General features: G+C 65.5%; 11 protein-coding genes. 5 read left to right on the forward strand and 6 right to left on the reverse strand.

Annotated elements, in window-relative coordinates; genetic code table 11:
- The first annotated feature begins 85 nt into the window (after positions 1–85).
- Together DEM26_RS01820 and DEM26_RS01825 are read left to right on the forward strand one after the other, a co-directional pair.
- Positions 86–1,360 (forward strand): 4-aminobutyrate--2-oxoglutarate transaminase, encoded by a 1,275-nt coding sequence (locus DEM26_RS01820; protein ID WP_075774006.1) that lies wholly within the window; start codon positions 86–88, stop codon positions 1,358–1,360.
- A 1-nt stretch (position 1,361) separates the two neighbouring features.
- Complete coding sequence (locus tag DEM26_RS01825; RefSeq protein WP_088734831.1) at positions 1,362–2,816, forward strand: NAD-dependent succinate-semialdehyde dehydrogenase; 1,455 nt, start codon at positions 1,362–1,364, stop codon at positions 2,814–2,816.
- 261 nt (positions 2,817–3,077) lie between these two features.
- Here the strand turns inward: DEM26_RS01825 and DEM26_RS01830 are convergent, their stop codons facing one another.
- Positions 3,078–3,554: a cytochrome c-type biogenesis protein gene (locus DEM26_RS01830; protein WP_109171577.1), complete on the reverse strand. Its 477-nt coding sequence runs from the start codon at positions 3,552–3,554 to the stop codon at positions 3,078–3,080.
- Positions 3,555–3,557: 3 nt separating this feature from the next.
- Positions 3,558–5,525 (reverse strand): heme lyase CcmF/NrfE family subunit, encoded by a 1,968-nt coding sequence (locus DEM26_RS01835; protein WP_088719560.1) that lies wholly within the window; start codon positions 5,523–5,525, stop codon positions 3,558–3,560.
- A gap of 167 nt (positions 5,526–5,692) precedes the next feature.
- On the opposite strand from DEM26_RS01835, the gene DEM26_RS01840 reads away from it, so the two are divergent.
- From DEM26_RS01840 to DEM26_RS01850, 3 genes are read left to right on the forward strand one after another with little or no spacing between them, the layout of a single operon-like run.
- Positions 5,693–6,100 carry an META domain-containing protein gene (locus DEM26_RS01840; RefSeq protein WP_088727362.1) on the forward strand — a complete coding sequence of 136 codons (408 nt, stop codon included), beginning with the start codon at positions 5,693–5,695 and terminating at the stop codon, positions 6,098–6,100.
- 40 nt (positions 6,101–6,140) lie between these two features.
- Positions 6,141–6,869 carry a rhomboid family intramembrane serine protease gene (locus DEM26_RS01845; RefSeq protein WP_075774001.1) on the forward strand — a complete coding sequence of 243 codons (729 nt, stop codon included), beginning with the start codon at positions 6,141–6,143 and terminating at the stop codon, positions 6,867–6,869.
- Complete coding sequence (locus DEM26_RS01850; protein ID WP_109171578.1) at positions 6,869–7,255, forward strand: GFA family protein; 387 nt, start codon at positions 6,869–6,871, stop codon at positions 7,253–7,255. Before DEM26_RS01845 ends, DEM26_RS01850 begins: the two co-directional genes overlap by 1 nt.
- Here DEM26_RS01850 and DEM26_RS01855 read toward each other — a convergent pair.
- The 4 genes from DEM26_RS01855 to DEM26_RS01870 form a co-directional block, all read right to left on the reverse strand.
- Positions 7,231–8,853, reverse strand: coding sequence for a GMC family oxidoreductase (locus DEM26_RS01855; RefSeq protein WP_109171579.1), 1,623 nt, complete (start codon positions 8,851–8,853; stop codon positions 7,231–7,233). The two genes, DEM26_RS01850 and DEM26_RS01855, sit on opposite strands and share 25 nt — an antisense overlap.
- Positions 8,854–9,200: 347 nt before the next feature.
- On the reverse strand, positions 9,201–11,609 hold the full coding sequence (gene pheT / locus DEM26_RS01860; RefSeq protein ID WP_109171580.1) for a phenylalanine--tRNA ligase subunit beta: 2,409 nt from the start codon (positions 11,607–11,609) through the stop codon (positions 9,201–9,203).
- Between the two features lie 10 nt (positions 11,610–11,619).
- The gene (locus DEM26_RS01865) at positions 11,620–11,913 is read right to left on the reverse strand and encodes a YrhK family protein (protein WP_075773997.1); all 294 of its coding nucleotides are present in this window, start codon (positions 11,911–11,913) and stop codon (positions 11,620–11,622) included.
- A complete protein-coding gene (locus tag DEM26_RS01870) occupies positions 11,873–12,304 on the reverse strand; it encodes an ASCH domain-containing protein (RefSeq protein ID WP_109171581.1) in 432 nt (143 codons plus the stop codon). Before DEM26_RS01870 ends, DEM26_RS01865 begins: the two co-directional genes overlap by 41 nt.
- Between the last annotated feature and the right edge of the window lie 4 nt (positions 12,305–12,308).

Genomic DNA, 12,308 nt, shown 5'->3' on the forward strand with positions numbered 1-12,308 from the left:
GTTTAACAAACTAAACATTGCACAGCCATTCGTTAAACACTAGCGTCACATCATTCCGTGATTCTCCAGCACCTCAGGAGTACCCATGTCCAGCAATGCCGACCTCGAAACCCGCCGCGCCGCCGCCCTTGCCCGGGGCGTGGGTGTCCAGACCCAGAACTTCGCCGTCTCCGCCGAGAACGCCACCGTCACCGATGCCGATGGCCGCGAACTAATCGATTTCGCCGCCGGGATCGCGGTGGTGAACACTGGCCACCGCCACCCGAAAGTCATCGAGGCGGTGAAAGCCCAGCTCGATGCCTTCACCCATACCTGCCATCAGGTGATGCCCTACGAACCCTATGTGCGCCTTGCCGAACGCCTCAACGAGAAGGTGCCGGGGGATTTCGACAAGAAGTCGATCTTCGTCACCACCGGGGCCGAGTCGGTCGAGAACGCGATCAAGATCGCCCGCTCCTATACCGGCCGTAACGCGATCATCGCTTTCGGCGGTGGCTTCCACGGCCGGACCTTCATGACGATGACGCTCACCGGCAAGGTCGCGCCTTACAAGGCGGGCTTCGGTGCGATGATGCCCGATGTGTTCCACGTCCCCTTCCCGAACGCGCTGCATGGCGTGTCGACCGATGACAGCTTCGCTGCGATGGAGAGCCTGTTCAAAACCGATCTCGATCCCACGCGCCTCGCTGCGGTGATCTTTGAGCCGGTGCAGGGCGAAGGCGGCTTCAACCCGGCCCCGCATGATTTCGTCAAACGGCTGCGCACCTTCTGCGACGAGCATGGCATCGTAATGATCGCCGACGAGGTGCAGACCGGCTTCGCGCGCACCGGCACCATGTTCGCGATGGACGCCTATGGCGTGGCCGCGGACATCACGACCATGGCGAAGGGTCTGGGCGGCGGCCTTCCGATCGCGGCGGTGACAGGTCGCGCCGAAATCATGGACGCGGCGAACCCGGGCGGGCTGGGCGGCACCTATGGTGGCAACCCGCTGGGCGTCGCAGCCGGGAACGCGGTGCTCGACGTGATCGAGGAGGAAGACCTTTGCGCCCGCGCCAACGAGCTTGGCTCGCGCCTCAAGCAACGACTGGAGGCGATCCGCGCCAACATGCCGGAGATCGCCGAGATCCGTGGCCCCGGCTTCATGGTCGCGGTCGAGCTGATGACGGACGGCAAGCCCGATGCAGCGCTGACCCAGCGCATCCGTGTCGAAGCGCTCAACCGGGGCCTGCTGCTGCTGACCTGCGGCGTCTATGGCAACGTGATCCGCTTCCTCGCGCCGATCACCATCCCCGACGAGCAGATGGCCAAGGCGCTCGACATCCTCGAAGAGGCGATGACCGCCGCGAAGGAGGGCTGACATGCTCAAACTGAACGACCCGAGCCTGCTGGAAACCCGCGCCTATGTGAACGGCGAGTGGATCGAAACGGGCAAGACGTTTGACGTGACCGACCCAGCCACAGGAGAACTGGTGGCCAAGGTCGCCGATCTCGACGTGGACGCCACGCGCGCCGCGATCGAGGCCGCCCATGCCGCGAAACCGGACTGGGCCGCGCTCACCGGCAAGGAGCGCGCGGGCTACCTGCGGCGCTTCCACGACCTGATGATGGAAAATCAGGACGACCTCGCCGCGATCCTGACCGCCGAGATGGGCAAACCGCTCGCCGAGGCCAAGGGGGAGATCGCCTATGGCGCAAGCTTCCTCGAATGGTTCGCCGAAGAGGCCAAGCGCGTCTATGGCGACGTGATCCCCGGCCACCAGCGCGACAAGCGCATTCTCGTGATCCGTCAGCCGGTCGGCGTGGTGGGCTCGATCACGCCGTGGAACTTCCCCAACGCAATGATCGCGCGCAAGCTGGCCCCGGCGCTGGCGGCGGGCTGCACCTTCGTTGGGCGCCCCTCCGAGCTGACGCCGCTTTCGGCCCTCGCGATGGCCGTTCTGGCCGAGCGCGCGGGCATCCCGGCGGGTGTCTTCAACATCATCCCCGGCGTCGATGCGGCGGGCATGGGCGAAGAGCTCTGCGCCAATCCCAAGGTCGCCAAGATTACCTTCACGGGCTCGACCCGCGTGGGCAAGATCCTGATGCGCCAAGGGGCGGAGACGGTGAAGAAGATCAGCCTGGAACTGGGCGGCAACGCGCCATTCCTCGTCTTCGACGACGCCGATCTCGATGCGGCGGTCGATGGCGCGATGATCGCGAAGTTCCGCAATAACGGACAGACCTGCGTCTGCGCGAACCGGATCTACGTGCAGGCCGGCGTCTATGACGCCTTCGCCGAGAAGCTGACCGCGCGGCTTGCGACCCTGCGACCGGGCAACGGGTTCGCGCCGGGCGTAACCACCGGGCCGCTCATCAACGCGGACGCGCTGGCCAAGGTCGAGGCGCATATCGCGGACGCCACCGAGAAAGGTGCGCAGGTGGCTGCTGGCGGGCATCGCTCGAACCTCGGGCGCACCTTCTTCGAGCCGACGCTGCTGACGGGCGTGACGCAACAGATGCGGGTCGCGCGCGAGGAGACCTTCGGCCCGCTCGCCCCGCTGATCCGCTTCGAGACCGAGGCCGAGGCGATCGAGATGGCCAACGCGACCGAATTCGGGCTGGCGGGCTATTTCTACGCCCGTGACCTCGCCCGCGTCTGGCGTGTGGCCGAAGCGATGGAGACCGGGATCGTCGGCGTGAATACCGGGCTGATCTCGACCGAGGTAGCCCCGTTCGGCGGCATCAAGCAATCCGGTCTGGGTCGCGAAGGCTCGAAATACGGCATCGAAGATTTCACCGAGCTGAAATACATGTGCCTCGGCGGGATCGAGTGACCGCTGCACCTGAGACATCAGGGCGAGAATAGAGAAGCGGCGGGCTTTCCCGCCGCTTCTTTCATTTTAAAACGCGGACTGAAGAGCGCCTGCGCCCGGAGCGCGCCGAAGGCGCAGGGCGCGCGGCGGCCCGTCCCGACGGGCTGGCGCATTGGTGACCGCGCGCGACGCTCATTCGATGGAGGGGCGTGGCTGGCACAAAGCGCCTGCCGTCCAAGGTCGCGATGCGCCACCCCACGGGCCGCCGCGCGCCCTGCTCCCCTACTCGCCCATCAGCTCCTCAAGGCGCTTGCGCTCTTCATCGGAGAGATCGGGCTGGGCCGGCCCCTCGGACGCCGCGCGGCGCGAGCGGACATAGAAGAACCCGCCAATCAGCGCCACGATCAACGCCGCCGGACCGAGATACCACAGCAGCAGGTTCGCCCCGCGCTTTTCGGGCTCGAACAGCACATACTCGCCATAGCGAGCGGTGATGTAATCGATCACCTGGCTATTCGTGTCGCCCGCCTTGAGCCGCTCGCGCACCAGCAGCCGCAGATCGCGCGATACCTCGGCGTTGGAATCGTCGATATTCTCGCCCTGACAGACCGGGCAGCGCAGCACCTTGGAGATTTCGCGTGCCCGCGCCTCAAGCGCCGGGTCCTTCATGATCTCGTCAGGCTGCACCGCCAGTGCAGGCCCGAGCGAGATCAGCGCCGAGAGAACCAGCGTCACGACAAGAAGGGTTTTCCTGAGCATCGTTCACTCCGCCGGAGAAGCGTGCGCCGAGGTCGCACGCGATTTGCGCGCCCCCGCCGCAACACGGTAACGACGGTCCGACAGGCTCAGAAGCCCGCCCAACGCCATGATGATCGCGCCCGCCCAGATCCAGTCCGCGAAGGGCTTGATATAGGTGCGCACCGCGTAGCCGCCCTGATCCTGCGGATCGCCGATCACGAGGTAGATGTCGCGCAGCGGCGTGGTGTGTATCGCGGCCTCGGTCGTGGGCATCCGCTGCACCGGGTAGATGCGCTTCTCGGGATGCATCGTCGCAATCTTCTTGCCGTCCTTCTCGACCAGCATCGTCGCCATCTGCGAGGTATAGTTCGGCCCCTTCTCCTTATGCACTTCGGTCAGCGTGATCTGGTAGCCGCCGACGGTGAAAGGCTCGTCAATCTTGGCGACACGGATATCCTCGAGCTGGCCGGCGGTCAGCAGGCCGATGCCGATGAAGGTGATGCCAAGGCCGGAATGGGCCGTGGCCTTGCCCCAGTCGGCGCGCGGCAGGCGTTTGAGGCGCCCGAAATTGCGGGCCGAACGCTGCCACAACTCGGTCATGGCGCCGAAGACCAGCCAACTGCCGAGGAACACCGCGACGAGGGCAAGAAGCGAATTGCCGCTCTCGACGGCCCAGGCAAGCCCGCCCAGGGCCAGCGCCAGCACGAAGGCCGGGACCAAGGGTTTCACCACGCGGCCGAGACGCGCGCGTTTCCACGGCATCATCGCGCCGATCGGCAGGATCAGGGCGAGGATCACCATGAAGGGGGTGAAGGCCTGATCGAAAAACGGCGCGCCGACCGAAAGTTTGCGCCCGAAGAACATCTCCGCGACCAGCGGCCAGACCGTGCCAACGAAGACGACGAGGGCTGCGACGGCCAGCAGGATGTTGTTGATCACCAGCGCGGTTTCCCGAGACAGCATCGAGAACACGCCCTTTGCCTGCATCGAACTCGCACGGAACGCATAGAGCGTCAGCGCCCCGCCCACGAAGAGGGCGAGAATGCCGAGGATGAAGATGCCGCGTTGCGGGTCGGAGGCGAAGCTATGCACCGAGGTGATCACGCCCGAACGCACGATGAAGGTGCCGATCAGCGAGAAGCCGAAAGCCATGATCGCCAGAAGGATCGTCCACGATTTCAGCGCTTCGCGCTTCTCGACCACGATGGCCGAGTGCAGCAGCGCGGCGGCCAGAAGCCACGGCATGAACGAGGCGTTCTCCACCGGATCCCAGAACCAGAAGCCGCCCCAGCCAAGCTCGTAATAAGCCCACCAAGAGCCCAACGCGATGCCGATGGTCAGGAATATCCACGCCGCCAGCGTCCACGGCCGCACCCAGCGCGCCCAGGTCGCGTCCACCCGGCCTTCGATCAGCGCCGCCACCGCGAAGGAGAACGACATCGAGAGGCCGACATAGCCGAGATAGAGGAACGGCGGATGGAAGGCCAAACCCGGATCTTGCAGCAGCGGGTTCATCCCTTCGCCGTTGAAAGGCGGCTCCGCGAGACGCAGGAACGGGTTGGAGGTGAAGATGATGAAGCCGAGGAACGCGACGCCAATCCACGCCTGAACGCTCAGCACACGCGCCCGCAGCCGCGGTGGCAGAGCGCCACCGAACACGGCCGCCGCCGCCCCGAAGAGCGACAGGATCAACACCCAGAGGAGCATCGAGCCCTCGTGGTTCCCCCAAACGCCGGTGATCTTGTAGAGCATCGGCTTGTCGGTATGGGAATTCGCCCAGACCAGCTTCAGCGAGAAGTCCGACACGACAAACGCGTGGGTCAGCGCCGCAAAGCTCACCGCGATGAGCAAAAACTGCGCCGTCGCTGCGGGTTCGCCCACCGCCATCCAGCCGCGCCAGCCTTTCTGTGCGCCGACGATTGGCACGATGGCCTGCACGATGGCCACCGCAAAGGCGAGAATCAGGGCAAAATGCCCGAGTTCGTTGATCATGGGACTCCTCCTGTCGCGGGGCGAGAGCATAGAGATATACGGCCTTCGGGCCAAGGAGGATGCGCGCCGATGTCGCAACTTTCCCACGCGGGATCACGGGGCCGTGAATGGCGCACCCCATCCCCAAGGTCTAAGCAAGGCGCGTGAGAGCAAGAGGGAAGCTGAATATGCGTGCGATCGTGATCGGGCCGCTGCTGGCCTTGGGGCTGGTGACGGGATGCCAGTCGGAGCCGGGCGACCCTCTTGAGGCAATCGCACCGAACGCGATCTGGGAAGTGGTGTCGATTGACGGCAAACCGATCCCCAATGGCGTGGAGGTCACCCTCACCCACCCCGAAAAGGGTTTGGTCGCGGGCAAGGCCGGCTGCAATCACTACAACGGCCGGATCTCGGAGAAGGACGGCCGAGTGCGAGTCGGCGAACTGGCGGGCACGCGGATGATGTGCGCCGAGCCCGCAATGGGTGTCGAGAAGGCCTTCCACTCGGCCATGGCCCGCGTCGATACGGTGAAACTGTCGCAGGACCGGCTGGAGTTGATCGCGCAGGGCGAGACGGTGATCGAAGCCACGCAATAAGCGCCTTGACCGAGGGCCCTGCGCGTGGCCCTCTCGGGCGATGTTCCCGATCCGCGATCACAATCCTTCGTACAATACCCCGTGGGTCACATGGGCCCTGATCGCGATCAATATCGTGGTTTATGTCATGACCGCGCCATGGGGCGGCGATCTGCGGGAACTCTGGCTCGACAACGCGCTCTGGCCTGCCGCCGTGACCCATGGCGTCGCGTGGCACGGGCTCATTACACACATGTTCCTGCATGCCGGTATCCTGCATCTGGCGGGCAACATGCTGTTTCTCTGGGTCTTCGGCGACAACCTCGAAGATCGGATGGGCCGCATCGCCTTCCTGCTGTTCTACTTCGCCTGCGGGTTGGCCGCCGCCTTCGCGCAGATCGCAGCGAACCCCGATGCGACCGTGCCGATGGTGGGCGCCTCGGGCGCGATCGCAGGCGTGATGGGAGGCTATCTGCTGCTCTATCCGAAGGCGCGGATCGACGTGCTGTTCTACTTCCTCGTCTTCTTCAAGATCTGGGCCACCCCTGCCTGGCTGGTTCTGGGTCTCTGGTTCACGCTGCAACTGTTCAACGAACTGACCTCGAGCGCCTCGGGCGGGGTGGCTCACATGGCCCATATCGGCGGCTTCGTGGCGGGCGTGCTTCTGACCCTGCCGCTATGGCTCCGGCTCGGCGGGCCGCTCTTCTGGCGGCTCACCCATGGCCACCCGCCCTTCCCAGAGGCGCGCGAGAGCCAGACCAATATTCCCACAGTCACACGGAGACGCTGATGCTGCCCGAAATCCAGTCGCCCCACCGCCTGATCTGCCATTGCGGCGCGGTGGAGATGGAAGTGACGCTTTCCGACAGGCTCAACACCAAGCGGCGCTGCGATTGCTCTTTCTGCCGTCGGCGCGGGGCGGTGGCGGTTTCGGCCCCGCTCTCGGGCATCCGCATCTTAAAGGGCGAGGACAACCTGACGCTCTATCAATTCGGCACGATGACCGCGAAGCATTACTTCTGCAAAACCTGCGGCGTCTACACCCATCACCAGCGCCGCTCGAACCCGAACCAATACGGCGTGAACGCCGCCTGTCTGGAAGGGGTGAACCCGCGCGATCTCGATCCGGTGCCGTGGAACGACGGCGTCAATCACCCGACCGATCGCACCGACTGATCCCCTCGGATGAACGCGGCCGCGCGCTCGGCGATCATGATCGTCGGCGCGTTGGTATTGCCCGAAATGAGATGCGGCATCACCGAGGCATCGACAACGCGCAGCCCGTCGATCCCACGCACCCGCAGCTGAGGATCGACCACCGACATGTCGCCCTGCCCCATCGCGCAGGTGCCGACCGGGTGGTAGATCGTATCCGCCCGCGCCCGGATATCGGCCATCAGCCCTTCATCCGTTCCGTCATGCGGATAGAACCTGCGCCCCCGCCAAGGACGAAGCGGCTCCGCCTCGGCGATCTGGTCCAATAGCCGTGCGCCCTTCAGCAGTAGCTCTGCGTCGCGCGGATCGGAGAGATATTCGGGGTCGATCAAGGGCGCCGCGCGCGGATCGTTTGAGGCCAGCCGCAGCGTCCCGCGTGACTGAGGCCGCAGCGGGCAGATATGAGCGGACCAGCCATCGGCCAAATGCGGCTTGCGCATATGCTGATCGACGATACCGACGACGAAATGGATTTGCAGATCGGGCCGGGTGAGGCTCGGATCGCTCCGCAGGAACGCCCCGCCCTCGGCCATGGGCGAGGCGAACAGCCCCTCGCCATGCTTGCGCCACGCGCCCGCCGCCCGCGCCAGCCGCATCAGCCCGCGCGGGTTCAGCCCCACGACGTCGCGCCGGGGCGAGGTGTAGCTGATGACGTAATCCAGATGATCCTGAAGGTTTGCGCCCACGCCCGGCAGATCGAGACGCGGCTCGATCCCGACCTCACGCAGATGATCCTCAGGCCCGATCCCGGACAGCATCAGCAGCTGCGGCGAGCCGAACGCCCCTGCCGATACGATCACCTCGCGCGCCGCGTCGATCTTCATCCGCTTGCGGCCTTGCCGGACGATTGCCCCCGTCGCACGGCCCTCCGCAATCTCGATCTTCTCAGCGCGCGCACGTGTCAGCACGGTCAGGTTCGGCCGATCCATCACCGGATGCAGATAGGCTGCCGCCGCCGAACAGCGTTCGCCCTTGCGCGGACCGTCCCAGAACTGCGTGACCTGATAAAGCCCCGCCCCCTCCTGTCGCGGCCCGTTGAAATCCTCGTTCGGCGGGCATTGCACCGCGCCGCACGCCTCGATGAAAGCGCGGCTGATCGCCCGCGGCCGCCGCTGATCGCCGACCTGCAACAGCCCCGCCGCGCCATGCCAGTCCGACGCCCCGCGGGCATTGCGCTCGGAGGCGAGGAACCACGGCTTCACGGTCTCCCAGTCCCAGCCCTCGGCGCCCGCCTCGGCCCAACCGTCGTAATCCTCGGGCTGACCACGCGCATAGAGCATCGCGTTGATCGCCGACGACCCACCAAGCCCCCGGCCCCGCGGCTGGAACCCGCGCCGCCCGTTCAACCCCGGTTGCGGCACCGTGCGTAGCGCCCAGTTATGGATCGGCGGCAGCCCCGCCACCATCGTGGCGACCAGCGCAGGCGCACGCACGAAGATGTCGCGCGCCTCGCGCCCCGCCTCGACAAGACAGACGGTCACGGCCGGGTCCTCCGACAACCGCGCCGCCAGCACCGACCCCGCCGAGCCGCCGCCCAGAATGAGATAATCGAAACGCAAGGGCTCCTCCTTCCCTCGTTCGCGAAAAGCCTAACGGGTTTCGGAAGATAGGAAAGGATTACGCTGGGTCGGACGGGTCAGGGACGCGCCCGAGCCTCGGGTGAGAACGGCTAGAGTTGAATGCCCGGATCAGCCGCGAAGCGGCCCTGGCAGCGCCCGACCGCCCCCTCGGGCGGGCGCTTTTTTAACGGCAGCGCGCGGACCGAGGTCGCCCGGACGTGGCGGGGATAAAGCGCCAACCTCAGAGGGCGACGCCCACCCGGCGGTCTGGCCCCGCCCTCCGCTGCACACAAAAGAAAACGCCCGGTCTCTCCGACCGGGCGCTCCAAACTCTCTCGCCGGCAACCTTAGCTACGCAGCGTGCCGCCGGTGGCTTTGCTCACCTTCTCGACGATCTTCTTGCTCACCGCTTCGATCTCGGCATCGGTCAGCGTCTTGTCGGCGGGCTGCATCCGCACCGTCAGCGCGATCGACTTCTTGCCCGCGCCCATCTGTTCCTCGGCCTTGGCGCCGGTGAACTGGTCGAAGACATTCACGCTCTCAATCAGCTTCTTGTCGGCGCCCATCGCCGCGTTCACCGCCGTCAGCGCCTCGACATCCGCATCCACCACGAAGGCGAAATCGCGCTCGACCGCCTGCAGGTCGGAAATCTGCAGCGCGGGCCGCGTCGCGCCTTTCTTCTTCGGGAAGGGGATGTTCGCCAGACGGATCGTGAAGGCGACCGCCGGGCCTTTCACGCCCAGCTCGCGCAGCACCTTGGGATGCACCTCGCCAAAGGTCGCCAGCAGGTTCGGACCGAGCGCCACATTGCCCGCGCGGCCCGGATGCCACCACGCATCGAGCTTGCGGTTGATCTGCGCGCGCGCCGGCGCGCCGACCGCGGCCAACACGGCCTCGGCATCGGCCTTCGCATCATAGAGGTCCACCGGACGGCGCGAGCCGAAGGGATCGCGCGGCGCGGAGTGACCGACCAGAAGCCCCGTCGCTTGCAGAACCTGCTCCCCCGGCTCGCCGCCGTTGAACGCAGGGCCGACCTCGAACAAGGCCAGATCGGCGATGCCGCGCGCCTGATTGCGGGCGGCCGCCTGCAGCAGACCCGGCAGCAGGTCGGGACGCATATGCGTCATCTCCGAGCTGATCGGGTTCTCCAGCTTGGTCGCATCCGCGCCACCGCCGAACAGCTTGGCGGACGCCTCGTCGATGAAGCTGTAGGTCACGCACTCGTTGTAACCCAAAGCCGCCGTGGTGCGTCGCGCCATCCGCTCGCGCTGCTGCATCGGGGTGAGGATCGCGCCGGGCACGCCGGTCGTCTCGCGGCCCATTGGCTTGCCTTCGAGCTTGGTCAGCGAAGCGATCCGCGCCACTTCCTCGACCAGATCGGCCGAGCCCAGCACGTCCGGGCGCCAAGTCGGCGGCGTCGCCATGTCACCCTCCAGCGTGAAGCCCAGAGCTTTCAGCGTTTCGCGCTGCGTGGCCTCGGGAATATCCATGCCGACGAGCGAAATCACCCGCGCCGGGTCCAGCTTGTAAGCGCGGCTGACATCCGGCACCGCGCCGTCCATCACCAGCTCCGACACTTCGCCACCGCACAGATCGACGACCATCTTCGCCGCCAGATCGAGCCCCGGCAGCGTGAAGGCCGGATCGACGCCGCGCTCGAACCGATACCGCGCATCCGAGTTGATCTTCAGCGCACGGCCCGTGGCGGCGATGGTGATCGGGTCCCAATAGGCGCTCTCGAGGAACACATCGACCGTGTCCTCATCCGCGCCGGATTCCTCGCCCCCCATGATCCCCGCAAGGCTCTCGACCCCCTTGTCGTCGCAGATCACCATGTCGCCTGCGCGCACGGTATAGGCCTTCTCGTCGAGCGCGAGGAACTCCTCGCCGCCGGAGGCCTGCTTGATCACCAGGTTGCCCGTCACCTTCTTCATGTCGAAGACGTGGAGCGGCCGGTTCAGGTCATAGGTGAAGTAGTTGGTGATATCGACCAGCGTCGAGATCGGACGCAAACCGATCGCGCGCAGCCGCTTTTGCAGCCAGTCGGGCGACGGCCCGTTCTTCACACCGCGGATCACGCGACCAGCAAACAGTGGGCAGCCCTTGTCCTTCAGCGCCGGGTCGATCGTCACCGAGATCGGCGCATCGAACGCAGCCTCGACCTTCGGCACGTCGAGCGGTTTGAGCTTGCCCAGCCCACGCGCCGCCAGATCGCGCGCAATACCGCGCACGCCAAGCGCATCGGGGCGGTTCGGCGTGATCGCGATCTCGATCACCGGATCGACGGCCTCGGGACGGTTCTGAGCCAGCCAGTCGGTGAACTTCTGGCCCACCTCGCCCGACGGCAGTTCGATGATGCCGCTATGCTCGTCCGACAGCTCCAGCTCGCGTTCGGAGGCCATCATGCCGTGGCTTTCCACACCGCGGATATTGCCCACCGACAGCGTAACGTCGATGCCGGGCACGTAATCGCCGGGCTTGGCCAGCACGACCGTAATCCCGGCCCGCGCATTCGGCGCACCACAGACGATCTGCTTCACCCCCTCGTTGGTCTCGACCATGCAGACCCGGAGACGATCGGCGTCGGGGTGCTGCTCGGCGGATTGCACCTTGGCCAGCGTGAAGGTCTCGAGCTTCGCCGCCGGATCGACGACCTCCTCGACTTCGAGACCCAGATCGGTGAGCGCCTCGGCGATCTGATCGACGGTGGCCTCGGTCTCGAGATGATCCTTGAGCCAGGACAGGGTGAATTTCATCGGACTTCCCTCAGGATTTTCTGCGCAGAGCGAGGTCCTTGTAATCCCCCATCTCAAGGAGTTTCAACTCCCGCCAGAGCCGGATCGAGGGTTTTGCCGCGAAAAGGATGGACCCGATCAGGAACAACCACGTCCCCGGGACCATCAGGCTGTCGTAGAAGAAGAAGATTGACCCCACGACGAAACAGAAGGCCGCGCCGAAATCCACGACCGTATAGGCGATCTCGGTGATGGCGACGAAACGGCGCTGCTCGGGGGTCTGTTCATGCTTCGGGGTGTCGAAGAGGCGTTTGTTCTGTGACATTGGAGGCTCCTTGATAGTCCTCTATCAAGCGAAACCGCTCGCAGAGGAGTTCCATCTCGGGGTTAAAACCTCCGTTACGCTCGAAATAGGCCTGATGATCGCGCCGCCAGCCGATCAGCGTCTCGTTCTCCCCCTCGGCCAGCGCGAAGTCTTCATCGACATCGCAAAACCGTCGGATCGTGACCTCGATGGTCTCGATCATCACCGCCGGTTTGCCGTCCCAATCGAGCGCGATATCGCGCCGCCCCACCACCGGCATATCCTCGCCCCCTTCGGTGAAATAAGTGAGCGCGCCGCAGGTGGCGGTCTTCTTGCCTTGGCGGATCAGGGCGAGGAGCTGGTCGCAGAGTTCGCGGCTGTCGCCGAAGGTGAAGGTGATGGGGGCGGGCATGGGG

The sequence above is a fragment of the Thioclava sp. NG1 genome (assembly GCF_003122275.1).
Lineage (GTDB): Bacteria > Pseudomonadota > Alphaproteobacteria > Rhodobacterales > Rhodobacteraceae > Thioclava > Thioclava nitratireducens.